We start from the raw sequence: 25,921 nt of genomic DNA, 5'->3' as shown, positions 1-25,921 counted from the left end.
TATTGTTTTGAATAAATCAGCGCAAATCCGTTCATGAAAAACTGACTGAGCAGTCAATTGGCAGTGACTACTCAGCGGCGAACATCGTAAAAATACCCTTGCTGAAACGTTTAATCTAGATTTTCTGGCAGATTACTGGGTAATTCTGCATTCTTGAAGCACCACTCGGCACTTGAGTTGCGACAATGGTCGCCTGCAGTAATCGGTTACGATTGGACAAAATGTCGGGGCAAGCTCTAAAAAACAAGGAAATCCCGGTTTGAAACTCAGTGATATCGCACGTATAGCCGGTGTGTCCGTGACCACCGCCAGCTACGTCATCAATGGCAAGGCCGAACAGCAACGGATCAGCAGCGCCACCGTCGAACGGGTGCGCGCGGTGGTCGAGGAGCATGGCTTTACCCCCAATCCCCAGGCCGCCGGGTTGCGCAGCCGACACACGCGCACCTTGGGTTTTATCCTGCCGGACCTGGAAAACCCCAGTTACGCACGGATCGCCAAGCTGTTGGAACAAGGCGCACGGGCCCGTGGCTATCAGTTGCTGATCGCCAGTTCCGACGATGATGCCAACAGCGAGCGCCAGTTGCTGCAACTGTTCCGCGCGCGGCGTTGCGATGCCCTGTTCGTCGCCAGTTGCCTGCCCGCCAGCGATGACAGTTATCGCGAGCTGCAAGCCAAGGGCCTGCCGGTGATCGCCATCGACCGGGTGATGGCGCCTGAGCAGTTCTGCTCGGTGGTCAGCGATGACCGCCAGGCCTGCCAGCAATTGACCAGCAGCCTGCTGCAACCGCTGCCCCGGCAGATCGCGTTGATCGGCGCCCACCCCGAATTGAGCATCAGCCAGGAACGTGCGGCAGGTTTCCAGCAAGCCCTGCACGACTTCAAGGGCGATATTCTGATCGAGCATGGCGATGCCTTCAGCCGCGACTGTGGCCGCCAGTTGATGGAAGAACTCCTGCAACGCCTGGGGCATTTACCCGATGCGTTGGTGACCACTTCCTACGTGCTACTGCAAGGTGTGTTTGATGCGCTGCATGACTTCCCGCTCAAGTCCCGATCGCTACGCCTCGGCACTTTCGGCGACACCCAATTACTGGACTTCCTGCCGCTGCCAGTCAACGCCATGGCCCAGCAACACGCGCTGATCGCCGACACGGCCCTGCGCCTGGCACTGGCGGCGATTGAAGAGCAGCACTACCAGCCGGGTGTGCATGCCATCGGCCGGACTTTCAAGCAGCGGATTCACGAGATATAGGCATGGAGCTGGTCGACAGCCACACCCACCTCGACTTCGAGGACTTCGACGCAGATCGCGACGAGGTGCTCAAGCACAGCCGTCAGCTCGGCGTGCGGCGCATGGTGGTGTTGGGGGTGTACCAGCGTAATTGGCAACGGTTATGGGACCTGACCCAACAGGACCCGGACCTGTACGGGGCATTTGGCCTGCATCCGGTGTACCTGGATGAGCATCGCCCCACAGACCTGGTCGAACTGGGGGATTGGCTGACACGCCTCAAGGGGCATCGCCAGCTATGCGCCGTTGGCGAGATCGGCCTGGATTACTTTCTCGAGCACCTGGACCGCGAGCGCCAGCAAGTCCTGTTTGAAGCCCAATTGCAGTTGGCCGTGGACTTCCAACTGCCGGCGCTGTTGCATGTGCGGCGCAGCCACGCGGCCGTCATCGCCACCCTCAAGCGCATCCGCTTGCCCCGGGGCGGGATTATCCATGCCTTCGCCGGCAGCCGCGAAGAAGCCCGCGAATACATCAAGCTGGGGTTCAAGCTGGGCCTGGGCGGCGCGCCGACCTGGCCCCAGGCTTTGCGCATGCACAAGGTCATCGCCCAACTGCCGCTGGAATCAGTGGTGCTGGAAACCGACTCGCCGGATATGGCGCCCGCCATGTACCCCGGCCAACGCAACAGCCCGCAGCACCTGCCGGCCATCTGCACTGCCCTGGCCGAGCGGATGGGCATCAGCCCTTCAGCGTTGGCCGAAGCGAGCACCCGCAACGCCTGCGAACTGTTCAACTGGCCGCTCGATGATGGGGTTGACCGCCTGTAGCGTCAGGGTCATGCGATGCCGGTGGCGGGCGTGGCGCAGGGTCAGGAAGTGAATCAGGATCGCCACCAGCGACACGTTCAGTTGCCCGACCCTGCTGATCAAGCCGACCCACTCGACCACCAGCGCCACCAATAAAGCCACGCAGGTCAACACGAGCATGCTGGGGCGCAGCAAAGCCAGGTTGTCCAGGGACTTCAACTGGCGCAGTTGCCGGGGGCAATTGAGCTGCAGGACTTTGTGGCAATACGGACAATCAAAAGGCTCGTTCAGAGCAATGGCATTGAGCTGCCAGGGCTTGAGTGCAAAGGTGATATCGCAATGGGCGCAATGCCCTTTCACGCCAAGGGTAGTCTCGGTCATGGCCCTGCCTCCCGGGAGCGCTGGATGGGGTGTGAAACAAATTCTCACCCAATCTCGTTGCGAGAGAAGCTCACGCGGGAAAACAGGACATGCACCACACATCCAACAGACAAAGCCTACGTCCGCGTCCTACACGCGAAATGCACCGATCAGCTTTTTCAGTTCAATCACCTGCAGGGACAGTTGCCGGCTGGCCTCTTCGGTCTGGTGCGCGCCCTGGGCCGCGTGCTCGCCAGCCCGATTGATCTCGACAATATTCTGGTCAATGTCGTGGGCCACGGCCGTCTGTTGCTCCACCGCCGCGGCGATTTGCTGGTTCTGATCGACGATCATGCCTACCGCGCCCAGGATGTTCTCCAGGGCCAACTGGACTTTTTCCGACTGGCCGACCGTACCGCTGGCCATTTTATGGCTACTGCCCATGGCCTTCACGGCCGCGCCGACGCCTTGGTGCAGCTTGGCGATCATTTGCTCGATTTCTTCGGTGGAGTGCTGGGTGCGCCGGGCCAGGGTGCGCACCTCATCGGCCACCACCGCAAACCCGCGCCCTTGCTCACCCGCCCGCGCCGCCTCGATGGCCGCGTTCAACGCCAGCAGGTTGGTTTGTTCGGCAATGCTCTTGATCACCTCCAGCACGCTGCTGATGGATTGGCTGTCGATGGCCAATTGATTGATCACCAGCACTGACTGGTCGATCTCCGACGCCAGTTGCGCGATGCTGCCCTGCTGGGATTGCACCAGGCCACGCCCGCTGAGGGTTTCATCGTTGACGCTGTGGGCACTGCTGACAGCCGCCGCCGCACTGCGCGCCACTTCGTGGGCGGTCGCCGACATCTGGTTCATGGCCGTGGCCACCTGTTCGATCTGACTGCGCTGGCCCGACACCGCCTGGTTGCTGCGCGCCGAAACCGACTCCACTTGCCCGGCCTGATGCTCGACTTCCTGGACGGTCTGCCCTACCCGTTCGATCAGGTCGTGGATTTTGGCCACGGTGCCATTGAACACTTCACCCAGCTCACCCAGCTCATCGCGGCTCTGGGACTTGAAGCTGACCGTCATATCCCCGGCGGCGACCTTATCCATCATCGCCCCCAGGCGGCGCAGAGTGGTGCGCGTCGAGGCATAGAAGCCGCCGTACAAATAGAAGATCAACAAAAACACCGCCGCCAGCGCCGCCACCAGCAGCACCATGTGCGTACGGTTCTGGGCCAGGCGTTGTTGCAATTGCTGGTCGAGGAAGGACAGGGTCGCGTCGTCCAGTTGGTAGGTCTTGGCCATCAAGGCAGTCACTTGATCATAGAAAGCCTGCCACGGCGTCTCCAGGGTTTCGGCCATCACTACCTGTTCCTCGAACAGTTCGCTGCCCTGCTTGAGACTGGCCTGGCTGGCTTGGGCCAGAGCGTCCAGGGAACCATGGGCGGCCTTGCTGGAGCCCAGGGCGTCCTGCACTTTCAGGCCGTATTCCGCCTGGAGCTTCTCCAATTGCTGCAGCAGTTCGTCAAAGCGCGTGCTGGACGATGAGTTGAGAAAACCCTGGCCCAGGGAGTACGCGCCCATGGCCCGGCCCTCGCCCAAGGTCTGGGTGACTTGCGGGGTGACGCTGGTCACCAGTTCGCTGAGTTGGCGCACATCGCCCTGCACATCACGGCTCAACCCAGACTGGCTGGCGATGATCTGGCTGAACATCTGCGCCTTGTTGAGCAATTTGCCGATCAGCGCACTTTTGCTCAACAACGAGGATTCGCTTTGCTGGACCTTGAAGGCCGCGATCATCTCGTCGCGCTTGCCCTCGAACACCGCGACCTGCTCGGGGTCGACCGTCATCGCCTGGAAGCCTTGCAGGCGTTCAAGGACACGCTGTTCCAGTGTGCTGATCTGGCTTTCGATATCGCCCGCCTTGCCCGCCTGGCCGAGGGTGGCGTTGATTTGTACCTGATTGTTCAGGGTTTCCAGGTCGCGGCGCAGGATCAGGCTGCTGCCCAGCAGGTCCAGGCTCCGCAACTCAACCTGGGTGCCCTGGAACTCACGCCAGGAATCCCGGACCAGGTAATAGTTGGTCACCAGCATCGGCAGGAAAAACAACACACTGATCAGGCTGAACTTCATGCCGAAGCTCAGGCGATTCATCAACGCGATGGCGGGATAGAGCAAGCTCTTCACAGATGAACTCCCTTTTCTTTTATTTTTATTGAAGGCGCAGGGCAGCGGCAGAAAGCCACTATTGGGCGCGCTGTCTGTATAGCTTAAATCGGCGGGGAGTTTTGTAACTTAAGGTTAACGCGATCGGCGGAGCTTAGCCGCCAACCGATTTTTTGAAGCCACAACAGATTCTCTGTGGGAGCGGGCTTGCCCTAATTGCCAGTCAGTTAAGCGGTCATCGCCTTCTGTAGGAGCGAGCTTGCTCGCGAAAAACGTCAACGATAACGCGTGCTTACTGAATGAACGCGGCGCCTGTAAGTTTTTCGTCGGAACGCCGCCCGGAGACAAGCTCGCTCCTACAAAGGGCGCTTCTCAGGGCAAAACAGTCCAGATCGCAAACCCGGCATACCACAACACTGCAGCGCGCAGCAGCAGTTCCCACAAGCGATCCAGGCTGTTGATGCCTTCGGCACCGACCACCGGCGCCGGAATCTCGCCGGCCACCAGGCCAACCTTTTCCACCAGTTGCGCTGCACTGATATCCCAGTTCAGCAGCTCATGCAGCATCACACGGCTGACCGCGACAAAGTTGCCCACCAAGGCAAAACTCGCCGCCAGCAACCGCACCGGCAACCAGTCGAACGCATGGCGCAATTGCCCGGCACGCTCGGCCACTAATGGGTTCTGACTGTGTTCACTGGCCAGCGCCAGCAAGCGGTAAGCCAGTGCCACCACCGGGCCGAGGAGGAAGTACCAGAAAATCACCGCAAAAAAGCTCTGGTAGGCTTGCCACAGCAAATGTCCCTGGACCCGCTCCAGCAGTTGCTCGCCGCTGTCGGCGCCAATGGCCAGGTCACGTTCGGCAACATGTTCAGCCGCTTGCAGGTCACCCCGGCGCCAGGCATCGCGGAACGGTCCCAACTGGCCGAGCAGATCACCGCGCCCCAGGCTGTAGATCACCACCAGCAAATGCACCGGCAGCGCCAGCAAGCCATAAGCCACCGGCTCCAGGACCAGCAACAACAGCCCCAGCAGCGCCACCGGCAGCAACACCAGCAGCGCCAGGATCAACCAGGGCTGCTTGCCCAACCGAGCGCTCGACTCAAGCCGGGCCAGTTCGCGCAGCCAACCGCCATCGCGCTGCACCCGCTGACGCAAGGCCGAGAACTTCTCGATCCATACCGCCAGCACCAACACCAGGAAACTCATTGTGTATGTCCTCCATCCTGCAAGGCGCCACGAAAACGCGCCCAATCAAAAGCCGGTCCAGGATCGGTCTTGCGTCCTGGGGCGATGTCACTATGACCGCAAATGCGCTGGAGCGTGATGCCCGGGTAGGCGACCAGCAATTGGCGGCTCAGTTCGATCAAGGATTGGTACTGGGCATCGGTAAAGGGCTGGTCGTCGGTCCCTTCCAGCTCGATGCCCAGGGAAAAGTCATTGCAGGTTTCGCGCCCCTCGAAACAGGAGACACCCGCATGCCAGGCTCGGTCCTGACAGGAAACAAATTGCGTCACCGCACCCTCACGCTCAATCAGAAAATGCGCGGATACCCGTAGGTCAGCGATGCCTGCAAAGTAGGGATGTTCCGTGACATCCAGGCGATTCTGGAAAAACTCTTGCACTTTACCCGTGGCGAACTGGGCCGGTGGCAAGCTGATGTTATGCACCACCAACAGGGAAATCTCGCCGTTTGGGCGTTCATTGAAGTTGGGCGACGGGCAATGGGCAATGCCCTGGCACCAACCGCTGGTGGGGTCCAACTGCATACAGGTTCCTTGCGCAAGACTTAGGAGCACTCAGTATGCCGTGATCGGCCTGGTGGTTGCGATCACTTGGCGCGATTGAGTTGCCGCAGATTGCCGATCACCGACGCCAGGGCGCGGTCGAACAACAGCGCGTCATCCAGGGTACGGACCCCGCCACGCTTGAACTCCAGGGCCAACTCCGTGCAGGTTTTTTCCAGGACCTTAAGGCCCGTGCGATTGACGAAGATGTAGCTGTTGGCCGGGGCGATAATCGCCGTCAGCTTGCAGCGCAGGGTGTTTTCTTCATCTTCGCGGAACTCGACCCAACTGCCGATGTGCAATTGCCGAACCTTGAGCAGATCGGGATCATCCTCCGCCAGGCTGAGCGCCTGCGAAGGCATTTCGGCGCTCGCATCCCCGCGCACTTCGACCAGCGCCACGCTGGGCGGCGGCGTGCCCTGGAATGCCTGGGTATGCAGCGCCTGTAACTGGATAAAAAACTCCCGGGTGACAAAGGAGTCGAACGCCGCCTCGCTCAACCCCTCACGCAGGGCCTTGAGCAGCGCGGGTAATTGCTCCAGCAAGCGACGACCGGCCTCGGTGTGCTCACTCAGGCTGACACTCCAGATCAATTCGTCCATGGACCGCAGCCGTGCCTGCCATTGCGGCGAGTGCTGGCCGTGCTTGAGGCATTCAAGCAACAAGACCTGGCTCCACGCCTGTTGCAGGAACTGCACCACGAAATGCGGCAAGACCTTGCCCAGCAAGCGCTGATTGACTGCATCGGCAACCCGCTGCCGCGCCTGCTCGGTACGGGCGCGCCCTTCTTCGGCGTCGCGGGTGCGCTGTTCGAGCAACTCACTGCGGCGGCGCTCGTCCTGGGTATAAGCAGTGAACTCTTGCAGGAGCACCGAGAAAATTGCCGGATCGTCGACAAAGTCGTTCAACAGGCGTTGCACCACCTGCTCGATGCGCAGGTAAAGGCTGTCACGCTGATAATCATCACGCTTGCCCCAGCCCATGGCCGCAGCCCCGATTTCATTGAGCAAGCGCCGCGCCGGGTGGCTGCCGCGGCTGAAGAAACTCTTGTCCAGCACGGCCACTTTCAACATGGGGATCTGCAGGCGCGCAATCAACGCCTTGAAGGAGTCAGGCAAGGTGCGGTCGTCGAGGATGAACTCGAACAGCATGGCGATCAGGTTGATCACATCCTCGTCAGCATCCTCCACTACCCGCGACTTGCCACTCTTGACGCTGACCCGGGTGAGCAGTTCTTCCAACTGGCGGCGCAAGTCAAAATCGTCCTCCACCGCAGGCTCCGGCACATACTGCTGCAGATGGGACAGCAGGCGCAGCAGGTCGCGGGTGGAAATCGGCTGGGCCTGGGCGCTGGCCTCCAGGGTCGGCGCCACACTGCCGCGCACCGTCAGCAGTAGCTCCTGCAGGGCCGCGAAGACTTGTTGCTCGGCCTCGTCGGCCTGTGGGTCGGCTGCAGGCGGTGCCTCGGCCGGCGGGCGGGCGCTGCTGGCGCGCTCGCCGGAACGGCGCGAAGGTACGGCCTTGAGCTCGGGCAGTACGCCCGTGGCGGCCAGCAACTGATTGGCCTCGCCGTACAGCAGGTCGGCATCGCTGAGTACGTACTTTTCAAACAGTTTCAAAATAATCAGCTTGACCCGGATCTCCACCCCCAGGCTGCGCCCGGCCCGCAGGAAGTACTCACAGAGCATCGCCGGGCCCAGGGGGTTTTCCCGATCGTCCAGGCGCTTGCCCAACAACGCGCCCAGGCGCGCGGTCAGTTGTCCCAGGGCCAGGCCGTCACGGTGCATGACCTTGTCGAGCATGGCCTCCAGGGCCACGGCTTTTTCCAGATCGTCAGCCGACACCCCCGGCGCCGCGTCGTAGGAGACCGTCGGCAGCAGCAGTTCGCCTTGCCCGGCCTGCCCCAGGTTGGCGAACGCGGCGAAAAGCTGCTCCATGAACACACGCTCGAAGTTCTTGCGCTTGAGGCGCAGGTCGCGCATGGCTTCAAAGAAAATATTGTGGTCGGCGTTGTTGCGCGCCTTGTCGGCCATTTCGAACAGAGTGTCGTCGGCGTTATCGAACAGCTCCTGCAAACCCCGGTCCAGTTGCTGCGTGGCCTTGTCACGAACCTGAAGCACGATCACGGGCAGGCGGGCGAGCGGCGATGGCATCGCTTGTGCGGCGATCTTATTGATCGGCACCACCTTTGCGTCATTGTGCATGCTGGCCTCCTGGAATGACGGGGTTCGGTTTTATGAGCGCTCGCCGCAACCGCCGGTGGAACAGCGGCAGGTAGCGATTATCTGTAGATCACCGAGACGTCAAAGCTATGACGCCAATTGCAAGGCGCGAGATTATCTTGCAATTAGACCCTGTAGCGCCAGCAAACTCTGTAGCTGCTTTGTAATCAGGCAGGTTATGCCTGCATACCTTGGGTTCGGCGCTGCCATGCCCCTATAATCGGGGCACTTTGTATGTGGAGCCCGCTATGCCGAATCTACGCCTCGCCGACCTCACCGCCGAAATCGAAGCCAACGTGCGCCGCGCACTGCTGGAAGACATCGGCAGCGGCGACATCACTGCGCAATTGATCCCGGCCGAACGGCTGGCCAAGGCCACGATCATCACCCGTGATGCTGCCGTCATCAGTGGCACCGCCTGGGTCGATGCCGTATTCCGCCAGTTGGACCCACGGGTTGCCGTGCACTGGCAGGTGCGCGACGGTGAGCGCGTCAGCCCCAACCAGGCGCTGTTCCACCTCGAAGGTCCTGCCCGCTCGCTGTTGACCGGTGAGCGCAGCGCGCTGAACTTCCTGCAGTTGTTATCCGGCGTGGCCACACGTGCGCAATACCTGGCGGACTTCGTGGCAGCCACCCAGGTCAAGCTTTTGGACACCCGCAAGACCCTGCCCGGCCTGCGCCTGGCGCAAAAGTACGCAGTGACCTGCGGCGGTTGCCACAATCACCGCATCGGCCTGTATGACGCGTTCCTGATCAAGGAAAACCATATCGCCGCCTGCGGTGGCATTGCCCAGGCCATTACTGCCGCCCACAAGATCGCCCCCGGCAAGCCGGTGGAAGTCGAAGTGGAAAGCCTGGAAGAGTTACGCGAAGCGCTGGCGGCGGGCGCCGATATCATCATGCTGGATGAGTTGAGCCTGGACGACATGCGCGAAGCCGTACGCTTGAACGGCGGCAAGGCCAAGCTGGAAGCCAGCGGCGGGATCAATGAAAGCACCTTGTTGCCCATTGCCGAGACCGGTGTGGACTACATCTCCATCGGGGCGATGACCAAGGATGTGAAGGCGGTGGATTTGTCGATGCGGCTCAGTATTTGAACTGAACCACTGTCATCGCCGGCAAACCGGCTCCTACAGGTCCGGCACAATTTCTGTAGGAGACGGCTAGCCGTCGATGAGGACCGGGAGACGAACAGATAGCGTTTAAACCACCAGGTCGTTCATCTCGCAGTACTCTTCCCACTCGACACCCAACACCTCGGCCGCCTCTTTATGCAGGGCCAGGCGTGCCACTTCGAACTCCTCTGGCGTGGACGTGTACTTGAGGGTCAGCTCCCAAGGCTGGAAGCCCTGGCTCTCGGCCTCGTCCTCGAATGCCCACTGGATCTGGTCGCGCTGATCATCAGCACTCAGGTCCTTGATCTCTTCCTTAAGCTGCGGCGACTCCTCGAGGTACTTTTTGAGGGCTTCTGCGTGCCGCACTTGCTGGGTCATTTCTGTCGTGGTCATGGCGTTCTCTTAGATCGAGGAATGGGGATGCATCTGGGTCATCAAGGTTGCGCAGATACAAAAGAACGGGCATGAATACCGGTTCGTCTGGCCTTCAGAACCATTCTGGGATCATCTGAAAACTGTGGTGCCTTTTTGCCCGAGACAGGAGTCGAACCTGCGACCTTCGCGTTACGAGTGCGCTGCTCTACCAACTGAGCTACACGGGCGGTGGGCTAAAGCTAGCACTGCATGGGGCGCCCGGCAACTTACCGGATGTGCGGCGCAATGACTCCCTGGACCCAGAACCGTGGCTGCAGGTGGCCTTTGGCAGTGTCGATGTAGTGTTGGCTGCGCTCCGTGGAGCCAGGCAGGTCGCGGTACACGACAACTACCAGCAACGCCACCGCAAGCACAGCCGCCACTTGCCAGGCCCGATGCAACAGCGGCATCGGTTCGACAACCGGCGTGTGCCACGGATGCAATGCCATCAGCCAGCCCACCACCAGCGCCAACCAGAGTTGCGAATAGGGCATCACAATCACCCCGTCGACCATCGCCTGCACGGTCGCGCCCAGCAACGCGGCGAACAGACACAGGCGCAACAGGTCTTGCGGTGACCGGGCCGGCCCTTGCCGATGGATCACCCTCAACGTGACCCAACCACCGCGCAGCGCCAGCAACGACACACACAAGGCCGAGGGCACGCCCCACTCACTGGCCCACTGCAGGATTGCCTGGTGTGGGTGGGCTGCGATCGGGTTGGGGATATCAGCAAAGTGCATCGGCCCAAAACCGAGCCATGGCCGTTCGCGGATCATGTCCCAGGCTTGCCACCAGATCACTTCACGACCTGAAAGGCTGGTGGTGAGCCGGTCATTGGAAAGACTGGCAATCTCCAGCCCCAGGTAACGCGCCAAAACCATGAACAACAACCAGTACAAAAACAGCCCGCCACACAACGCAGCCACCTGCCAGGCCAACCAGCGACGCCCCGCAGCCCCCAAAAAAGCCAGGATGACCGCCGCAACGCCGACCCCCAGCCAGGTACCACGGGTGCCACCACCAATTGCAATCAACCACCAGGCACACAACAGGGCGAACACCAGGCCACGCGTCAACCGCGAAGTGCTCGCAAGCAGCAGCGGCAACGCCAGCAAGGGCAAGGTAAAGGTCTGGAACTGGCCGTAGAAGCGCTTGTTGGAGAACCCACCAAGCAGAAGATCTGTGTCCAGTGTCGTGTCGCCACTGGTAAACGCCAGCACGCCTGCGTACCCATATTGAAGGGTCTTGATCAGGCACAGCAGCAACACAAACAGGATCAGCGCCTGATCCAGGGCCTGATCGCCATTGCGTCGCAGCCGGGCAAAAGCCGCCGCAATCACCCCGCAGGTGAGCATCAGCGCCCACTCGGTCAACGCCCAAAGTGGCTGGTGGGCCAACCACGTGGAGACCAACCCCAGGCCAAGAACCAGCGCCAGGCCGATCGCGGTGGGCCTGTCGACCAGCCTGCCGGCGGGAGTCACCAGGCCGTAGACCACTGCGCACACGCCAACGCCAACCTGCACCACACGCTGCCAGTCATGACCACTGAAGGATAGGGTGATGCCCAGTAGCAGAAGGCTCAGCGCCAGCACCAGGAACACGCTTCCTCGCTGTTGCACGGATAACGTCATGGGCAATCTTTACTTCCTTGTGGAGTGCCTGGGAGCCGTTACGCCCGGCTCCCGTCACTGATTCAGGCGACCCGGCCTCATTTGACAGCCGCGCACCCCTTTGCAATGTACTGCTCGTCAGCGGTCGTGGTGCACTTCCAACCCTCGCTGGCACTGCGCGCCAGGGTAATGAGCTTGCCCTGGATGGGCGCAGGCGCATCGAGAATTTCACAGGCAATCGAACCCGTGCCCGTAGCCACATCACCTGCAACGCTGATCGTGCAGTTGGCGGTCGGGCTGGTACCACCGATCAGCGCCAGCGTGGGCACCGTGCCCTGGTTGAAGGTGTCCTCGAAACCGGCCTTCAACGCCGAGATTTCCGCCAGCCCCGCCGTGAACTTGGCCTTGGCCTGATGCTTGGTATACATGGGCAGGCCAATCGTGGCCAAGATGCCGATGATCGCCACGACGATCAACAGCTCGATCAAAGTAAAGCCGTTCTGACGCATCACACTCACTCTCCAGAATAAAAACCCATCGCAAGGCACATCCTGCGCCCTGCCCTTGGCAACCGCGCCAGTGTACTCATCCGCGTCGGGCCAGGCCCTCACAAGACGCACAATCTGACATTTTTCCCCTCCCCAATAGCCGGATGGACACAGAGGCCTGACTAAGCTGTAGATCATCACCTGCCGATGAGCTATCGCCGCCAATGAATGATGTCACTGTGAGCCCCACCGCCACCTATGCTTGGGAAGGCACGTTGCGCAATGGCCGCAAGGTGTCCGGCGAAACCCGTGGCCATAGCCCGGCCGTGATCAAGGCACAACTGCGCCGGCAAGGCATAACCCCGGTTCGGGTACACGTGCGCTCCAGCCTCCTTTGCGGCCTGGGCAACCCAATCACCCCAGCCGATATTGCGCTGTTCACCCGCCAACTGGCGACCCTGCTGAAGGCGGGAATTCCCTTGCTACAAGCCTTCGACATGATTGGCGAAGGCTTTGACAGCCCGGCCATGCGCACAATGGTCCAAGGGCTGAAGCAGGAGATTGCCGCCGGCAACAGCCTGACCGCCGCGCTATCGAAACAGCCGCAGTGCTTCAACCCCCTGTATTGCAGCCTGATCGCGGCCGGCGAACAGGCCGGCACCCTGGAGACCTTGCTGGAGCGGGTAGCCACCCACCTGGAGAAGAGCCAGCGCCTCAAGGCCCGGATCAAGAAGGCCATGACCTATCCGCTGGTGGTCGTGCTCGTGGCGATGCTGGTCAGCAGCATCTTGCTGATCCACGTCGTGCCCCAATTCGAAAGCCTGTTCGCCGGCATCGACACACCGCTGCCACGCTTTACCCTGCTGGTCATCGGGCTGTCCGAATTCATGCAAGGCGCATGGTGGATGCTATTGCTGACCGCAATCGCAAGTGCCTGGGGAATACGCCGCGCCTACCGCCGACACAACGGTTTGCGCCTGTGGCTGGACACTGGTTTGTTGAAACTGCCGCTGGCAGGCACACTGCTGAAAAAAACCGCAGTCGCCCGCTACGCTCGCACACTCGCCACCACCTTTGCCGCTGGCGTACCGCTGGCACAGGCGCTGGACTCAGTGGCCGCAGCCGCTGGCAACGAGCGGTTCACACAGGCAATCACGCGTATGCGCCAGGACGTGGCAATAGGAATGCAATTGAATCGAACCATGACCGCCAGCGGCCTGTTCCCTGGCATGGCGATCCAGATGACCGCCATCGGCGAAGAATCAGGAGCGCTGGACAGCATGCTGGAGAAGGTCGCCGATCATTATGAAACGGACGTCGACAACCTGGTGGACAACCTCAGCAGCCTGATGGAGCCGCTGATCATGGTGGTGCTCGGCAGCATTGTCGGGGCACTGGTAATCGCCATGTACCTGCCGATCTTCCAGCTTGGCACGGCGTTTTGAATATGACCCTGGACCAACTCCTGATCCTCCATCCCTGGTTGTTCGTCTGGGCAGCACTGGTGCTCGGGCTGATCGTCGGCAGCTTCCTCAACGTGCTGGTCTGGCGCCTGCCAAAAATGCTCGAACGGGACTGGCGCGCCCAGGCCCATGAGATACTCGGCCTGCCTCCGGAGCCCGGTGGCCCGACCTATAACCTGTTGCGCCCCAACTCCTGTTGCCCGCATTGTTCGGCGCCGATTCGCCCATGGGAAAATATCCCGGTGATCAGTTATCTGCTGCTCAGGGGGCGCTGCGCGCGATGCCACGGCTCCATCAGCCCGCGCTACCCGCTCACCGAACTGGCCTGCGGGCTGCTCTCGGCATTTATCGCCTGGCACTACGGCTTCGGCTGGCCGGCCGCTGGAGTGCTGTTCTTGAACTGGGGCTTGCTGGCCATGAGCCTGATTGATGCCGACCACCAGCTATTACCGGATGTGCTGGTGCTGCCACTGCTGTGGCTGGGGCTGATCCTCAATTACTTCGAGCTGTATGTAACGCTGCCCGATGCAGTGTTGGGCGCGGTTGCCGGGTACCTGAGCCTGTGGTCGGTGTTCTGGCTATTCAAGCTGTGCACTGGCAAGGACGGCATGGGCTATGGCGACTTCAAGCTGCTAGCCCTGCTCGGCGCCTGGGGTGGCTGGCAGATCCTGCCGCTGACGCTGTTGCTGGCGTCGCTGGTGGGTGCGATCGCAGGGGTGATTGTGTTGCGCGTGCGTAACGCGCAGACCTCGGTGCCCCTGCCTTTTGGCCCCTATCTGGCGATTGCCGGCTGGATTGCATTGCTCTGGGGTGGTCAAATAACCGACTTCTATTTGCAGTCTGTCGGTTTCAAATGACCACTTCTGTCGCAACACCCTGGATTCTTGGCCTGACGGGCGGCATCGGCAGCGGCAAAAGCGCTGCGGCCCAGCACTTTATCGACCTTGGCGTGGACCTGATCGACGCCGACCATGCCTCACGCTGGGTGGTGGAGCCCGGGCGGCCAGCGTTGGCGAAGATTGCCGAGCACTTCGGTGGTGGGATTCTGCTGCCCGATGGCCAGTTGGATCGCGCCGCCTTGCGCAAGCGCATTTTCGAGGCGCCGCAAGAGCGGCTGTGGCTGGAAGCCCTGCTGCACCCGCTGATTGCCGACGAGATCCGCAGCCATCTGGCCCGCGCCCGCTCGCCCTATGCGATTTTGGTGTCGCCGTTGTTGATCGAGTCGGGTCAATACACCATGACCCAACGCATCCTGGTGATCGATGTGCCGCAATCAACGCAAATTCAGCGTACCCTGCTGCGCGACGGCATCAGCGAAGAACAGGTGCGGGCGATTCTCAAGGCCCAGGCCTCCCGGGAAGATCGCTTGCGCCATGCCGACGATGTACTGGTCAATGATCAGGACCTGGCCTGGCTACAGGCCGAGGTCGAGCGACTGCACCACTTTTACCTTACTTTGCGTGGAGGCCGAACATGAGCCAACCCTTGACCGTCGAATGCCCAACCTGCGGCGCCCCCGTGGAATGGAAAGCGACCAACCTCAACCGGCCATTCTGCTCGGATCGCTGCAAACTGATCGACCTGGGTGCCTGGGCCTCAGAAGAACACAAGATTCCGGTCAGCCCGGATGCCGAAGACGAACTGTTCTCCGAAGACCTGCCACCGCGCGCCCACTAAGGCCGCATAAAAGCGTATTCCTGCTGGTCGTCGAGGTTTTCCGCAAGGTATTGCAACTCGTCGGCCAGGTCTTCAAAACTGCGCACGCCCTTGCTCTGCTGCACCACCGCACTCAGCAGGGCACGTAGGCTCAAACCTGGATCAAAGCCAATTTCCAGCGCCGCTTCCTGACTCCTGCGTATCTCTTGCCGCGCCCACTCGTACACACTCATGATCGTGCTCCTGGAAGTTTCGCAGAGCATGCGACCACTTGCGCGTTGTGCCTTTGATTTGGATCAAGGCCGCGAATTGTCGTCCTTCCAGGGCGCCGAGAGGTAGCGCGTGCGGTTGAACGTCTCAAGCCACTCCGGGCAAAACACCACCAAGGCACTGATCACCATGCCGTTGATGAAGGCTTCGGGAAAGATGATCAGCCACAGGTAGCCGATAAAGTCTTCGATCCATTCGGGCATGGCGAAGCGACCGTCCAGCCACAGCAAGCCCAGGCCGGCCAACAGGCACAGCAACGCCGACAATGCGGCGGCAAAAAAACCGGAACAGAAGATATACACGAAGGGATTGCGCGGCTGCGCCCGCTCCACCAGCAACGCACACGTTTCGGTCACCAATACCGGCAAGAGGATCAGCAGTGCACCGTTGACCCCGACCGCCGCCAGGTCCTGGCGCCCGAGCAGCACCAGGCCCAGTTGCGCAGCCAGCCCACCGACAATTGCCAGCGGCCAGTCGAGCAACAGGGTCACGGCGGTCATGCCGATAAAGTGGTAGGACACGCCGGTATCGAAATCCCGACGCACCAGCCACAACATGAACAGCGCGAACACCGTACCGAACAACAAATGCTGGCGCCGTCGGTCGGCAAACAACTCGACCCAGGACGAGCGCAGGACCGCCCAAACAACCACCGGCGCATACAGCAGCCAGCCCAGCCACAGGGTTTGCGGCGCCAGCACGGCGGCACTGATCACGGCTGCACCTGCTCCAGGGCCTGGCGCAGTTCGGTGGCAGAGGCGTACTCATGGCGCGCGACCAGCTTGCCGTCTTCCAGTTGCAGCCACAGTACTTTATCCACAGGCGCCGGATAACGTGGAGCGATCCGAGCATCACGGTCGAGCATGACCCGGTAGTTGTAGGCCTGCATCGCGGGGACGGCGAAAAGCTTGGCGATCAACCTCGGCATGCGCTGGATATCGGCGACAAACACCACATGGCGCGCCTCCAGATAGCCCTTGGGCTGGCCCTGCAATGCCGCATCCACCTGTTTGGCTGCGTCCATGCTCCGCGCCACCAGCAGGACCTGCGCCTGATTATCCAGGGTATAGGCCTGGTCGAATTGATCCAGCAAGGTCCAGGGCGCCAGCCGCTCGCCGAGCTCAACTGCCTGGGCCCACAGGGGCAGAAAGACCAGAAACACCGCAACCAAAAACCTCACCGCGAACTCCTTGAGCAAAACCATCAACCGAACCGCCAGTCTACACCGAGCCTTTTCACACGGGACTTCCTGCGGTCATCATTTGAACGCTAAGCTGGAACCATGGATGACTCAGATTATTTGCGCCTGCTCACCATAGCGGCCGAACAAGCCAACGCGTTCCTGTCCAATGCCCGCAAATGGGAGCGTGAGCGTTGGGTCTGCCAGCGCCTGCTACAAGGCCTGAATGTGCCCTACCGCGCCGAAGAATTTCATGCCGCCGGTCAAGAGCCGCCGGATGTGCTGTTTCGCGACGCCAGTTTCGAAGTGTTTTTTGTCCTGGACGAAGGCCGACGCCTGAATGACGAATGGCGCGACGAACTGCTGCGGCGGCGCAGTGCTTTTTCCCTGAGCCAATTGGTGCGACGTGAAGCCAAGCCCAGGCGCATTCCCGCCCATGAGTTCCTGCTGCGCCTGGCGCCGACCCTGCGCAAGAAGGCCCATAACTATAAAGAACGCGGCATGGACCTGGGGGAGCTGGATATCATCGCCTTCGCCAGCCTCAAGCGCGAAGTGCTGGACCTCAACAGCCATTTCCCGCCGCCCACGGAATACCTGCGCCAGGGCTGGCGCTCGCTGTCATTGGTCGGCCCGACCTTTGCACGCGTGTTGTTCGCCCACCCGGACGCCCCGGATTTCTTGCGCAACAACCTGGGGCGCAGCATAGTGTTCGACGTGGGTATCAGCCTGTAACGTGATGCCCTTTTGCAACGTCTACCTGACGAGGCCTTTATGACCAGCCGCCTGAACCCTGACGACCAAGAACATGTCGAAGAGTACCTGCAACTGTCCCAACACCAGGTTGAGCGCAAGCCTTTCCGGCCGTGGCTGCTCCTTGGGGTGGTACTGATTGTGGTGATTGGCCTGGGCCTCCTGAGCCGCCTTTTGAGTTATCTGACGCTATGAGCTGCCTGGCGCTCGCTCGGGTAACTGCACCGATTTCTTTTAGCCTTGCGAGATACCCCCATGACCCATCGTATTATTATCGTCGGCGGCGGCGCCGGCGGCCTGGAGTTGGCTACCCGCCTGGGTAAGACTCTGGGCAAGCGCGGTACCGCCAGCATCACGCTGGTGGACACCAACCTGACCCATATCTGGAAACCCCTGCTGCACGAGGTTGCCGCCGGCTCGCTGAACTCCTCTGAAGACGAACTCAATTACGTTGCCCAGGCAAAATGGAACCACTTCGAGTTCCAGCTGGGGCGCATGAGCGGGCTTGATCGTGAACAGAAGATAATCCAGCTGGCCGCGACCCTTGATGAAGAAGGCCGGGAACTGGTGCCTGCGCGCGTGTTGGGCTATGACACCCTGGTGATTGCGGTCGGTAGCACCACCAATGATTTCGGCACCGAGGGCGCAGCACAACACTGCCTGTTCCTCGATACCCGCAAACAGGCAGAACGCTTCCACCAGCAATTGCTCAACCACTACCTGCGCGCCCATGCCGGGCAAACCGATGTGGTGGAAAAAATCAGCGTGGCAATCGTTGGCGCTGGCGCCACCGGTGTCGAGTTGGCCGCGGAGCTGCACAACGCGGCCCATGAGCTGGCAGCCTATGGCCTGGACCGGATCAAACCAGAAAACATGTCCATCACCCTGATCGAAGCCGGGCCACGGGTCCTGCCAGCCCTGCCAGAGCGAATCAGCGGACCTGTGCATAAAACCCTGGAAAAGCTCGGGGTGACGGTCATGACCAACTCCGCCGTGAGCGAAGTCACCGCCGACAGCCTGATCACCAGCAGTGGCCAGGTGATTCCCGCCAGCCTCAAGGTGTGGGCCGCCGGGATTCGCGCGCCGGGCTTTCTCAAGGACATCGACGGCCTGGAGACCAACCGTATCAACCAACTGCAGGTGCTGCCAACGCTGCAGACCACCCGTGACGAGAATATCTTCGCCTTTGGCGACTGCGCGGCCTGCCCGCAGCCGGGTACCGACCGTAACGTTCCACCGCGGGCGCAAGCGGCCCACCAGCAGGCGTCGTTGCTGGCCAAATCGCTGAAATTGCGCATCGAGGGCAAGCCCCTGCCCAGCTATAAGTACACCGACTACGGCTCACTGATCTCGCTGTCGCGTTTTTCGGCTGTGGGTAACTTGATGGGCAACCTGACCGGCAGCGTGATGCTTGAAGGCTGGCTGGCGCGGATGTTCTATGTGTCGCTGTACCGCATGCACCAGATGGCCTTGTACGGGTTCTTCCGCACGATGATGTTGATGCTGGGCAGCAAGATTGGACGGGGCACCGAGCCGCGTCTCAAACTCCACTAACAACACGGTCCCGGATGGGAGGGGGCTTGCTCCCGATAGCGGTGGTTCACACACACCGCAATCGGGAGCAAGCCCCCTTCTACATTGGATCGGCGGTACTTTCAGGTTTTGCGCAGGCAAAAAAAATCCCCGTATCTTTCGATACGAGGATTTTTAATATGGTCGGGGTAAGGGGATTCGAACTCCTGACATCCTGCTCCCAAAGCAGGCGCGCTACCGGACTGCGCTATACCCCGGTAAAAAAAAGGCGACCTTTTCAAGTCGCCTTCTTCGATCAGTGCTTTTGGCCTCTGATCTTAAGATTCGATTCCAGCGTTAACTGGTCTCAAAAATGGTGGGTCGTGTGGGATTCGAACCTACGACCAATTGGTTAAAAGCCAACTGCTCTACCAACTGAGCTAACGACCCAAAAATGGTCGGGGTAAGGGGATTCGAACTCCTGACATCCTGCTCCCAAAGCAGGCGCGCTACCGGACTGCGCTATACCCCGGTTTGAAATTGGCTCCGTGACCAGGACTCGAACCTGGGACCCAATGATTAACAGTCATTTGCTCTACCGACTGAGCTATCACGGAACTACATATTTCAAAGTACAACTTTTACTGCGATGTATCCTTCTCTTCGACGCTGTCCGTATCGCTACGTTAGCGTGTCTGAGGCGCGCTATTCTACAATCTTAAAAACCCCTGTCAACCCTTTAAATTGCTTTTAAGACAATGATTTGCGCTTCTTTCTGATTTCTCCTTGGGGAGAAGAAACCCGTGGGCTGACGTTGCTGCGGGGCGCACTTTACAAGCCTTTGCCTTACAGTTCAACGCCCTATCGAAAAAAAAGGCCCCGCAATGCGAGGCCTTTGCTTATAACCACCCAATCGGCGCTTAGTGGAAGACGATTTCGTCGTTTTCCACGGTGGCCTTGACGCTGGTCCCCGGCATAAAGCTGCCCGACAGGATCAGTTGGGCCAACGGGTTCTCGATCCAGCGCTGGATCGCACGTTTTAATGGCCGTGCGCCATACACCGGGTCGTAACCCACGGCGATCAACTTGTCCAAGGCCTCGCTGCTCAGCTCCAGCATCAGCTCGCGCTCTGCCAGACGGCTGCGCAGGCGGCCCAACTGGATCTCGGTAATGCCCGCGATCTGATCCCGCGCCAGAGGCTCGAAGATCACCACTTCATCGACCCGGTTGATAAATTCCGGGCGGAAGTGGCTGGTCAGCGCATCCATTACCGCAGCACGCTGACCTTCACGATCCCCGACCATTTCCTGGATCTGTACCGAGCCCAGGTTGGAGGTCATCACGATCACCGTATTACGGAAATCCACGGTACGCCCGTGGCTGTCCGTCAGCCGGCCATCTTCCAGCACTTGCAGCAACACGTTGAACACGTCCGGGTGAGCCTTCTCGACCTCATCCAGCAGGATCACCGAGTAAGGCTTACGCCGTACCGCTTCGGTCAGGTAGCCACCTTCCTCGTAGCCCACATAGCCTGGTGGCGCCCCGATCAAGCGAGCCACGGAATGTTTCTCCATGAACTCGGACATATCGATACGCACCATCGCCTCTTCTGTATCAAAGAGGAACTCGGCCAGGGCCTTGCACAACTCGGTCTTACCCACGCCGGTCGGGCCGAGGAACATGAACGAGCCACTCGGGCGGTTCGGGTCGGACAACCCGGCGCGCGAACGCCGTACCGCGTTGGACACCGCCACCACCGCCTCTTCCTGGCCGATGACGCGCTGGTGCAACAGGCTTTCCATACGCAACAGCTTGTCACGCTCGCCTTCCAGCATCTTCGACACCGGAATGCCGGTCCACTTGGACACAACCTCGGCAATTTCTTCCTCGGTCACCTTGCTGCGCAGCAACTGGTTTTCGCTGTGGCCATGCTGGTCGACCATTTGCAGGCTGCGCTCCAGATCCGGGATCACCCCGTACTGCAGCTCGGCCATGCGGTTCAGGTCGCCTTTACGGCGGGCAGCTTCCAGCTCCTGGCGCGACTGCTCGATCTTTTGCTGGATCTGCGCGGAACCCTGCACTTCGGCTTTTTCCGAGGTCCAGATTTCTTCCAGGTCCGAATACTCACGTTCCAGGCGGACGATTTCTTCCTGGAGTTTTTCCAGGCGTTTCTTCGCCGCGTCATCGTCCTCTTTCTTCAGCGCCTGGGATTCGACTTTCAGTTGAATCAGCCGGCGCTCCAGGCGGTCCAGCACTTCAGGCTTGGAATCGATTTCCATGCGAATACGGCTGGCCGCTTCGTCGATCAGGTCGATGGCCTTGTCCGGCAACTGACGGTCAGTGATGTAGCGATGGCTCAACTTGGCCGCCGCAATGATCGCGCCATCAGTGATTGCGACCCGGTGGTGGACCTCATAACGCTCTTTCAGGCCACGCAGGATCGCGATGGTGTCTTCTTCGCTCGGCTCTTCCACCAGGACTTTCTGGAAACGACGCTCAAGGGCCGCGTCCTTTTCAATGTACTGGCGGTACTCGTTGAGCGTGGTCGCACCGACACAATGCAACTCGCCCCGAGCCAGTGCTGGCTTGAGCATGTTGCCCGCATCCATCGAGCCTTCGCCTTTACCGGCGCCGACCATGGTGTGCAGTTCGTCGATAAACAGAATGATCTGCCCTTCCTGCTTCGACAGTTCGTTAAGCAGGGATTTGAGGCGCTCTTCGAACTCACCACGGAACTTGGCACCGGCGATCAACGCGCCCATGTCCAGGGACAGCAAGCGCTTGCCCTTGAGGCCGTCCGGCACCTCACCATTAATGATGCGCTGGGCCAGGCCTTCGGCGATGGCGGTTTTACCCACGCCAGGCTCGCCGATCAGCACCGGGTTGTTCTTGGTGCGACGCTGCAGGACCTGGATGGTGCGACGAATTTCATCGTCACGCCCGATCACCGGGTCCAGCTTGCCGTCTTCGGCGCGCTTGGTCAGGTCGACGGTGTATTTGTCCAGAGCCTGGCGCGACTCCTCGTGATTGGGGTCATTCACCGCCTCGCCGCCGCGCAGGTTGTTGATGGCATTTTCCAGGGCCTTTTTGCTCACGCCCTGGCCCAGCAACAACTTGCCGAGCTTGCTGTTGTCGTCCATGGCAGCGAGCAGCACCAGTTCGCTGGAGATGAACTGGTCGCCCTTCTGCTGGGCCAGGCGGTCCGCCTGATTGAGCAAGCGCGCCAAATCCTGGGACATATTCACGTCGCCCGTCGGATTCTGGATTTTCGGCAGCTGGTCGAGCTCTTTGCTCAATTCCTTGCGCAGACTGTTGACGTCAAAGCCCACCTGCATCAGCAGGGGTTTGATCGAACCACCCTGCTGTTCGAGGAGCGCCTGCATCAAGTGCGCGGGCTCAATGGCCGGATGGTCGAGGCCAACCGCCAGGGATTGGGAATCCGATAACGCCAATTGTAATTTGCTGGTTAAACGATCAATACGCATTAGTCACCTTCCTTTTGAGCAGGCCGGAGCTATGTGCGAGCGAGCTTGCTCGCGATTAACGCATCCTGAATGAAGAAACCTGCCAGATACCCTTATAGATGGGGTGGATTCTGGAGGATTCAAGCCGGCGATGCATGATATGGATCAGCAGAGTCTAGCGTTCGAGCCAGATCAGGGAGGCAAATCGACCGGTGCGCGGGCTGCGCCGGTAAGAAAAGAAGCGTGGGTCGGTCACCGTACACAAACCGCCACCATAAACGGCGGTGATACCGCGCGCAGCCAGGCGCAGACGCGCCAACTGATAGAGGTCGGCCAGGAACTTGCCAGGATTATGGCTGGGAACGAAGGCCTGCGCGGTTTGCGGATGTTGCTGCACGAAGGCTTCACGCACTTCCGGGCCCACTTCAAAGGCCTTCGGGCCAATCGCCGGGCCTAACCAGACCAGTACGTCGGCAGGCGCAGTGTCCAGGCTTTCGGCGGCAGCTTCCAGCACTCCCGCGGCCAGTCCACGCCAACCGGCATGGGCGGCGGCAACCCGGGTCCCGGCTTTGTTGCAAAACAAGGCCGGCAGGCAATCGGCGGTCATCGCCGTGCAGGCGATGCCGGGCGTATCGGTCCAACTGCCATCTGCCTCGGCAATCTGCCCCGGATCGGCCTTGACCACGACGACACCATGGACCTGGCGCAGCCAGGCCGGCTGGATATCGAACGCGGCAGTGAGACGACGGCGATTCTCAAGTACAGCCCCAAGGCTGTCCTCGACATGATCGCCCAGATTCAGACTGTCGAACGGCGCCAGACTGACGCCGCCCGCACGGGTAGTGACACAGGCTTTCACCCCGGCCGGCGCAGGCCAGTCAGGAATCAGCCAGTCACTCATCCGACAAAGGCCTCGCGGTCTTGCTTGAGTAGCGACAGCAACCAGACAAAATCGTCGGGCAGTGGCGATTCCCAGCTCATCCGCTCACCGCTCGTCGGATGATCCAGCTCCAGGAAGCGTGCATGCAACGCCTGGCGCGGGAACGACTTCAACGATTCGACCATGGTCACACTGGCGGCCGGCGGAATACGGAAGCGACCACCGTAGGCCGGATCGCCGACCAACGGGAAGTTGATATGCGCCATATGCACCCGGATCTGGTGGGTACGGCCGGTTTCCAGCTTGACCCGCACATGGGTGTGGGAACGGAAACGCTCCAGCACGCGGTAGTGGCTGACGGCCTGCTTGCCACCCTCCATCACCGCCATGCGCTGGCGCTGCTGGCCATGACGACCGATAGGCGCGTTGATCTTGCCACCCGCCACGACCACACCAATCACGATGCACTCATAGATGCGGCTGACGCTGCGGCTCTGCAATTGTGTGACCAACTGCGTCTGTGCCTGGATGGTCTTGGCCACCACCATCAGACCGGTGGTGTCCTTGTCCAGGCGGTGGACAATGCCGCAGCGCGGGACATTGATGATGTCCGGCACATGGTGCAACAAGGCATTGAGCAAGGTGCCATCAGCGTGCCCGGCCGCCGGGTGAACCACCAGGCCTGCGGGTTTGTTGATCACCAGGATGTCGTCGTCTTCATAGACGATATCCAGCTCGATGTCCTGGGCGATCCATTCTCCCTGGGCTTCCTGCTCGGCAGTCAGCTCAAGAACCGAACCGCCATGAACTATGTCTCGCGGGCGGATAACCGCTCCATCCACAGTCAGGCGGCCGTCTTTGATCCAGGCGGAAAGGCGCGAGCGCGAGTGCTCAGCGAATAGTTGTGCGGCGACTTGATCGAGGCGTTGGCCGCCCAATTCGGACGGCACCTCTGCGCGAAGTTCAATTTTATCGGACATGCTCAGACTAGGCGTGGCACAGCCTTTGGTTTCGGCTGCGCGCTTGTGGTTAAATACGGCGTCTTTTGCCCCGAGGCTTTCATCGGGGCGCTCATCATAACAGGACGGCCCCGCCCAAGACAGCGGCCGTCATAGGGACGCAAGCCGCCATGCAAGTGAAACACCTGCTGCTGATCGCCATCCTCGCCATGACTGCTGCTTGCTCGTCAACAAAGGACGTCGTCGACGAAAACCTCAGTGAAGTCGAGCTGTACCAGCAGGCTCAGGCCGACCTGGACAATAATAGCTACACAAGCGCCACGGCCAAGCTCAAGGCCTTGGAGTCGCGTTATCCGTTTGGCCGCTATGCCGACCAGGCCCAGCTCGAACTGATCTACGCGAACTACAAGAACGCCGAGCCGGAAGCTGCCAAGTCCGCTGCCGAGCGTTTTATCCGCCTGCACCCGCAACACCCGAACGTGGACTACGCCTACTACCTCAAGGGCCTGACCTCGTTTGACCAGGACGTTGGCCTGCTGGCGCGCTTCCTGCCGCTGGACATGACCAAGCGTGACCCTGGTGCTGCGCGCGACTCCTATAACGAGTTCGCCCAGCTGACCAGCCGCTTCCCCAACAGCCGCTACGCGCCGGACGCCAAGCAGCGCATGATCTACCTGCGCAACCTGCTGGCTTCCTACGAAATCCACGTAGCCCACTACTACCTGACGCGCCAGGCTTATGTCGCTGCCGCCAACCGTGGCCGCTATGTAGTGGAAAACTTCCAGGAAACCCCTTCGGTGGGTGATGGCCTGGCAGTAATGACCGAAGCCTACATGCGCCTGCATCTGGATACCCTGGCGGACACCAGCCTGCAGACCTTGAAACTCAACTACCCAGACCACCCAAGCCTGAAAGACGGCCAGTTTGTGCCGCAGGTTGCCGAAGCGGACAACCGCTCGTGGCTGAGCAAGTACACCCTGGGCCTGATCGAGTCCCGTCCGCCGTTGCCGCCAGGTGAAACCCGCGCCAACCAGGACATCCTCAAGCAGTATCAGGACGCCAAGGACTCCATCCCGTCCGAGCTCAAGCCCCATGACGAGAACGGCGACGTGATCGAGGAAGAAACACCAGAGGCCCTGGGCAACAACCAGGATCGCTCGTGGTTCAGCTACATGACGTTCGGTGTCTTTGACTGAAAACCAGTCTGGCAGCGCAAGAAGGAGCCTCTCGGGGCTCCTTTTTTCATGGCGCGACTTTATTACCCTGTGCGCCGTTAACATCCTTGGCTAAACTGCCGCATTCCCTGTCGAGAAGCTGCCTGCCATGGTTCGTTTACTGTTCTGGATTGCCCTGATTGCTGCTGCGGTATGGTTCTGGCGCAAGTTCAAGCGCTCCGCTTCAACGCAGCAACAGCCCCGCGAACAAGGCGCCGCGCCCATGGTTCGCTGTGCCCACTGTGGCGTACATCTGCCTCAGGACCGGGCATTGAGCCAGCAGCAGGAGTGGTACTGCACCCAGGCGCACCTCGAGCAGGGACCAAAGTCTATCGAACGCTGAAAGCCTGGAACCGTAGGAGCTGGCTTGCCGG

Annotated in this window: 26 protein-coding genes and 5 tRNA genes; 12 read left to right on the top strand and 19 right to left on the bottom strand. The window is 60.5% G+C overall.

Annotation, left to right across the window (positions count from 1 at the left end; all coding sequences use genetic code 11):
- Positions 1-259 precede the first annotated feature (259 nt).
- Both cra and HKK57_RS14205 read left to right on the top strand, forming a co-directional pair.
- Positions 260-1,255: a catabolite repressor/activator gene (gene cra, locus HKK57_RS14210; RefSeq protein ID WP_070994124.1), complete on the top strand. Its 996-nt coding sequence runs from the start codon at positions 260-262 to the stop codon at positions 1,253-1,255.
- A 2-nt stretch (positions 1,256-1,257) separates the two neighbouring features.
- Complete coding sequence (locus tag HKK57_RS14205; protein WP_070994125.1) at positions 1,258-2,061, top strand: TatD family hydrolase; 804 nt, start codon at positions 1,258-1,260, stop codon at positions 2,059-2,061.
- On the opposite strand, the gene HKK57_RS14200 is transcribed toward HKK57_RS14205, so the two are convergent.
- The 5 genes from HKK57_RS14200 to HKK57_RS14180 all read right to left on the bottom strand — a co-directional run bounded on the left by HKK57_RS14200 (position 1,981) and on the right by HKK57_RS14180 (position 8,551).
- A complete protein-coding gene (locus HKK57_RS14200) occupies positions 1,981-2,421 on the bottom strand; it encodes a hypothetical protein (protein ID WP_029291972.1) in 441 nt (146 codons plus the stop codon). The two genes, HKK57_RS14205 and HKK57_RS14200, sit on opposite strands and share 81 nt — an antisense overlap.
- Positions 2,422-2,550: 129 nt before the next feature.
- A complete protein-coding gene (locus HKK57_RS27315; protein ID WP_373347688.1) occupies positions 2,551-3,255 on the bottom strand; it encodes a methyl-accepting chemotaxis protein in 705 nt (234 codons plus the stop codon).
- Between the two features lie 1,677 nt (positions 3,256-4,932).
- Positions 4,933-5,769, bottom strand: a complete 837-nt coding sequence (gene ampE / locus HKK57_RS14190) for a regulatory signaling modulator protein AmpE (RefSeq protein ID WP_029291976.1) — start codon at positions 5,767-5,769, stop codon at positions 4,933-4,935.
- Positions 5,766-6,329: a 1,6-anhydro-N-acetylmuramyl-L-alanine amidase AmpD gene (gene ampD / locus HKK57_RS14185; RefSeq protein WP_169390317.1), complete on the bottom strand. Its 564-nt coding sequence runs from the start codon at positions 6,327-6,329 to the stop codon at positions 5,766-5,768. Before ampD ends, ampE begins: the two co-directional genes overlap by 4 nt.
- Before the next feature lie 62 nt (positions 6,330-6,391).
- Positions 6,392-8,551 carry a DUF1631 domain-containing protein gene (locus HKK57_RS14180; protein ID WP_169390316.1) on the bottom strand — a complete coding sequence of 720 codons (2,160 nt, stop codon included), beginning with the start codon at positions 8,549-8,551 and terminating at the stop codon, positions 6,392-6,394.
- A gap of 266 nt (positions 8,552-8,817) precedes the next feature.
- Between HKK57_RS14180 and nadC the strand changes: the two genes are divergently transcribed.
- Entirely contained in the window at positions 8,818-9,666 is an 849-nt protein-coding gene (nadC, locus tag HKK57_RS14175) for a carboxylating nicotinate-nucleotide diphosphorylase (protein ID WP_070994129.1), read from the top strand.
- Between the two features lie 105 nt (positions 9,667-9,771).
- On the opposite strand, the gene HKK57_RS14170 is transcribed toward nadC, so the two are convergent.
- The 4 genes from HKK57_RS14170 to HKK57_RS14155 all read right to left on the bottom strand — a co-directional run bounded on the left by HKK57_RS14170 (position 9,772) and on the right by HKK57_RS14155 (position 12,220).
- On the bottom strand, positions 9,772-10,077 hold the full coding sequence (locus HKK57_RS14170) for a DUF6388 family protein (RefSeq protein ID WP_070994130.1): 306 nt from the start codon (positions 10,075-10,077) through the stop codon (positions 9,772-9,774).
- Between the two features lie 136 nt (positions 10,078-10,213).
- Positions 10,214-10,286 (bottom strand) — tRNA-Thr (locus tag HKK57_RS14165).
- 39 nt (positions 10,287-10,325) lie between these two features.
- Positions 10,326-11,732 (bottom strand): O-antigen ligase family protein, encoded by a 1,407-nt coding sequence (locus tag HKK57_RS14160; RefSeq protein WP_169390315.1) that lies wholly within the window; start codon positions 11,730-11,732, stop codon positions 10,326-10,328.
- 77 nt (positions 11,733-11,809) lie between these two features.
- The gene (locus HKK57_RS14155; protein WP_029291989.1) at positions 11,810-12,220 is read right to left on the bottom strand and encodes a pilin; all 411 of its coding nucleotides are present in this window, start codon (positions 12,218-12,220) and stop codon (positions 11,810-11,812) included.
- Positions 12,221-12,423: 203 nt separating this feature from the next.
- Here HKK57_RS14155 and HKK57_RS14150 point away from each other — a divergent pair, with 203 nt between their 5' ends.
- From HKK57_RS14150 to yacG, 4 genes are read left to right on the top strand one after another with little or no spacing between them, the layout of a single operon-like run.
- A complete protein-coding gene (locus HKK57_RS14150; protein ID WP_169390314.1) occupies positions 12,424-13,644 on the top strand; it encodes a type II secretion system F family protein in 1,221 nt (406 codons plus the stop codon).
- Positions 13,645-13,646: 2 nt separating this feature from the next.
- Entirely contained in the window at positions 13,647-14,519 is an 873-nt protein-coding gene (locus HKK57_RS14145; protein WP_169390313.1) for a prepilin peptidase, read from the top strand.
- Positions 14,516-15,139 (top strand): dephospho-CoA kinase, encoded by a 624-nt coding sequence (gene coaE / locus HKK57_RS14140; protein WP_169390312.1) that lies wholly within the window; start codon positions 14,516-14,518, stop codon positions 15,137-15,139. The genes HKK57_RS14145 and coaE overlap by 4 nt, the downstream gene beginning before the upstream one ends.
- Positions 15,136-15,339, top strand: a complete 204-nt coding sequence (yacG, locus tag HKK57_RS14135) for a DNA gyrase inhibitor YacG (protein WP_092238375.1) — start codon at positions 15,136-15,138, stop codon at positions 15,337-15,339. The genes coaE and yacG overlap by 4 nt, the downstream gene beginning before the upstream one ends.
- On the opposite strand, the gene HKK57_RS14130 is transcribed toward yacG, so the two are convergent.
- From HKK57_RS14130 to HKK57_RS14120, 3 genes are all read right to left on the bottom strand, one after another.
- Positions 15,336-15,551, bottom strand: coding sequence for a hypothetical protein (locus HKK57_RS14130; RefSeq protein ID WP_029292000.1), 216 nt, complete (start codon positions 15,549-15,551; stop codon positions 15,336-15,338). The genes yacG and HKK57_RS14130 overlap by 4 nt on opposite strands.
- A 63-nt stretch (positions 15,552-15,614) precedes the next feature.
- On the bottom strand, positions 15,615-16,304 hold the full coding sequence (locus tag HKK57_RS14125; protein WP_169390311.1) for an energy-coupling factor ABC transporter permease: 690 nt from the start codon (positions 16,302-16,304) through the stop codon (positions 15,615-15,617).
- On the bottom strand, positions 16,301-16,792 hold the full coding sequence (locus HKK57_RS14120) for an FAD/FMN-containing dehydrogenase (protein ID WP_169390310.1): 492 nt from the start codon (positions 16,790-16,792) through the stop codon (positions 16,301-16,303). Before HKK57_RS14120 ends, HKK57_RS14125 begins: the two co-directional genes overlap by 4 nt.
- Before the next feature lie 78 nt (positions 16,793-16,870).
- On the opposite strand from HKK57_RS14120, the gene HKK57_RS14115 reads away from it, so the two are divergent.
- The 3 genes from HKK57_RS14115 to HKK57_RS14105 are packed head-to-tail and all read left to right on the top strand — an operon-like array spanning position 16,871 to position 19,072.
- On the top strand, positions 16,871-17,500 hold the full coding sequence (locus HKK57_RS14115; protein WP_029292005.1) for a DUF1780 domain-containing protein: 630 nt from the start codon (positions 16,871-16,873) through the stop codon (positions 17,498-17,500).
- A gap of 39 nt (positions 17,501-17,539) precedes the next feature.
- Entirely contained in the window at positions 17,540-17,713 is a 174-nt protein-coding gene (locus HKK57_RS14110) for a DUF3094 family protein (RefSeq protein WP_104910930.1), read from the top strand.
- A gap of 60 nt (positions 17,714-17,773) precedes the next feature.
- Complete coding sequence (locus HKK57_RS14105) at positions 17,774-19,072, top strand: NAD(P)/FAD-dependent oxidoreductase (RefSeq protein ID WP_154906589.1); 1,299 nt, start codon at positions 17,774-17,776, stop codon at positions 19,070-19,072.
- 159 nt (positions 19,073-19,231) lie between these two features.
- On the opposite strand, the gene HKK57_RS14100 is transcribed toward HKK57_RS14105, so the two are convergent.
- From HKK57_RS14100 to rluD, 7 genes are all read right to left on the bottom strand, one after another.
- Positions 19,232-19,308, bottom strand: a tRNA-Pro gene (locus HKK57_RS14100).
- A 96-nt stretch (positions 19,309-19,404) separates the two neighbouring features.
- A tRNA-Lys gene (locus tag HKK57_RS14095) sits at positions 19,405-19,480 on the bottom strand.
- Between the two features lie 5 nt (positions 19,481-19,485).
- Positions 19,486-19,562, bottom strand: a tRNA-Pro gene (locus HKK57_RS14090).
- A gap of 9 nt (positions 19,563-19,571) precedes the next feature.
- A tRNA-Asn gene (locus HKK57_RS14085) sits at positions 19,572-19,647 on the bottom strand.
- Between the two features lie 303 nt (positions 19,648-19,950).
- The gene (clpB, locus tag HKK57_RS14080; protein ID WP_092230488.1) at positions 19,951-22,515 is read right to left on the bottom strand and encodes an ATP-dependent chaperone ClpB; all 2,565 of its coding nucleotides are present in this window, start codon (positions 22,513-22,515) and stop codon (positions 19,951-19,953) included.
- Between the two features lie 154 nt (positions 22,516-22,669).
- Complete coding sequence (gene pgeF / locus HKK57_RS14075; RefSeq protein ID WP_169390309.1) at positions 22,670-23,395, bottom strand: peptidoglycan editing factor PgeF; 726 nt, start codon at positions 23,393-23,395, stop codon at positions 22,670-22,672.
- The gene (gene rluD / locus HKK57_RS14070; RefSeq protein ID WP_029292014.1) at positions 23,392-24,354 is read right to left on the bottom strand and encodes a 23S rRNA pseudouridine(1911/1915/1917) synthase RluD; all 963 of its coding nucleotides are present in this window, start codon (positions 24,352-24,354) and stop codon (positions 23,392-23,394) included. Before rluD ends, pgeF begins: the two co-directional genes overlap by 4 nt.
- A 149-nt stretch (positions 24,355-24,503) precedes the next feature.
- Between rluD and HKK57_RS14065 the strand changes: the two genes are divergently transcribed.
- Together HKK57_RS14065 and HKK57_RS14060 are read left to right on the top strand one after the other, a co-directional pair.
- Positions 24,504-25,529 carry an outer membrane protein assembly factor BamD gene (locus tag HKK57_RS14065; protein WP_169390308.1) on the top strand — a complete coding sequence of 342 codons (1,026 nt, stop codon included), beginning with the start codon at positions 24,504-24,506 and terminating at the stop codon, positions 25,527-25,529.
- 127 nt (positions 25,530-25,656) lie between these two features.
- On the top strand, positions 25,657-25,890 hold the full coding sequence (locus HKK57_RS14060) for a PP0621 family protein (RefSeq protein WP_029292019.1): 234 nt from the start codon (positions 25,657-25,659) through the stop codon (positions 25,888-25,890).
- Positions 25,891-25,921 lie beyond the last annotated feature (31 nt).

The sequence above is a fragment of the Pseudomonas sp. ADAK21 genome, from assembly GCF_012935735.1.
Lineage (GTDB): Bacteria > Pseudomonadota > Gammaproteobacteria > Pseudomonadales > Pseudomonadaceae > Aquipseudomonas > Aquipseudomonas proteolytica.
Note: the sequence above shows the minus strand (reverse complement) of the source record. Positions and strands in the feature narration are given on the sequence as shown.

Excerpts from the sequence above, each read along its gene's own strand:
- HKK57_RS14205 (WP_070994125.1), top strand. The coding sequence starts at position 1,258 with ATGGAGCTGGTCGACAGCCACACCCACCTCGACTTCGAGGACTTCGAC.
- HKK57_RS14200 (WP_029291972.1), bottom strand. The coding sequence starts at position 2,421 with ATGACCGAGACTACCCTTGGCGTGAAAGGGCATTGCGCCCATTGCGAT.
- HKK57_RS27315 (WP_373347688.1), bottom strand. The coding sequence starts at position 3,255 with ATGTCGGCGACCGCCCACGAAGTGGCGCGCAGTGCGGCGGCGGCTGTC.
- ampE (WP_029291976.1), bottom strand. The coding sequence starts at position 5,769 with ATGAGTTTCCTGGTGTTGGTGCTGGCGGTATGGATCGAGAAGTTCTCG.
- ampD (WP_169390317.1), bottom strand. The coding sequence starts at position 6,329 with ATGCAGTTGGACCCCACCAGCGGTTGGTGCCAGGGCATTGCCCATTGC.
- HKK57_RS14180 (WP_169390316.1), bottom strand. The coding sequence starts at position 8,551 with ATGCACAATGACGCAAAGGTGGTGCCGATCAATAAGATCGCCGCACAA.
- nadC (WP_070994129.1), top strand. The coding sequence starts at position 8,818 with ATGCCGAATCTACGCCTCGCCGACCTCACCGCCGAAATCGAAGCCAAC.
- HKK57_RS14170 (WP_070994130.1), bottom strand. The coding sequence starts at position 10,077 with ATGACCACGACAGAAATGACCCAGCAAGTGCGGCACGCAGAAGCCCTC.
- HKK57_RS14160 (WP_169390315.1), bottom strand. The coding sequence starts at position 11,732 with ATGACGTTATCCGTGCAACAGCGAGGAAGCGTGTTCCTGGTGCTGGCG.
- HKK57_RS14155 (WP_029291989.1), bottom strand. The coding sequence starts at position 12,220 with ATGCGTCAGAACGGCTTTACTTTGATCGAGCTGTTGATCGTCGTGGCG.
- HKK57_RS14150 (WP_169390314.1), top strand. The coding sequence starts at position 12,424 with ATGAATGATGTCACTGTGAGCCCCACCGCCACCTATGCTTGGGAAGGC.
- HKK57_RS14145 (WP_169390313.1), top strand. The coding sequence starts at position 13,647 with ATGACCCTGGACCAACTCCTGATCCTCCATCCCTGGTTGTTCGTCTGG.
- coaE (WP_169390312.1), top strand. The coding sequence starts at position 14,516 with ATGACCACTTCTGTCGCAACACCCTGGATTCTTGGCCTGACGGGCGGC.
- yacG (WP_092238375.1), top strand. The coding sequence starts at position 15,136 with ATGAGCCAACCCTTGACCGTCGAATGCCCAACCTGCGGCGCCCCCGTG.
- HKK57_RS14130 (WP_029292000.1), bottom strand. The coding sequence starts at position 15,551 with ATGAGTGTGTACGAGTGGGCGCGGCAAGAGATACGCAGGAGTCAGGAA.
- HKK57_RS14120 (WP_169390310.1), bottom strand. The coding sequence starts at position 16,792 with ATGGTTTTGCTCAAGGAGTTCGCGGTGAGGTTTTTGGTTGCGGTGTTT.
- HKK57_RS14115 (WP_029292005.1), top strand. The coding sequence starts at position 16,871 with ATGGATGACTCAGATTATTTGCGCCTGCTCACCATAGCGGCCGAACAA.
- HKK57_RS14110 (WP_104910930.1), top strand. The coding sequence starts at position 17,540 with ATGACCAGCCGCCTGAACCCTGACGACCAAGAACATGTCGAAGAGTAC.
- HKK57_RS14105 (WP_154906589.1), top strand. The coding sequence starts at position 17,774 with ATGACCCATCGTATTATTATCGTCGGCGGCGGCGCCGGCGGCCTGGAG.
- clpB (WP_092230488.1), bottom strand. The coding sequence starts at position 22,515 with ATGCGTATTGATCGTTTAACCAGCAAATTACAATTGGCGTTATCGGAT.
- pgeF (WP_169390309.1), bottom strand. The coding sequence starts at position 23,395 with ATGAGTGACTGGCTGATTCCTGACTGGCCTGCGCCGGCCGGGGTGAAA.
- rluD (WP_029292014.1), bottom strand. The coding sequence starts at position 24,354 with ATGTCCGATAAAATTGAACTTCGCGCAGAGGTGCCGTCCGAATTGGGC.
- HKK57_RS14065 (WP_169390308.1), top strand. The coding sequence starts at position 24,504 with ATGCAAGTGAAACACCTGCTGCTGATCGCCATCCTCGCCATGACTGCT.
- HKK57_RS14060 (WP_029292019.1), top strand. The coding sequence starts at position 25,657 with ATGGTTCGTTTACTGTTCTGGATTGCCCTGATTGCTGCTGCGGTATGG.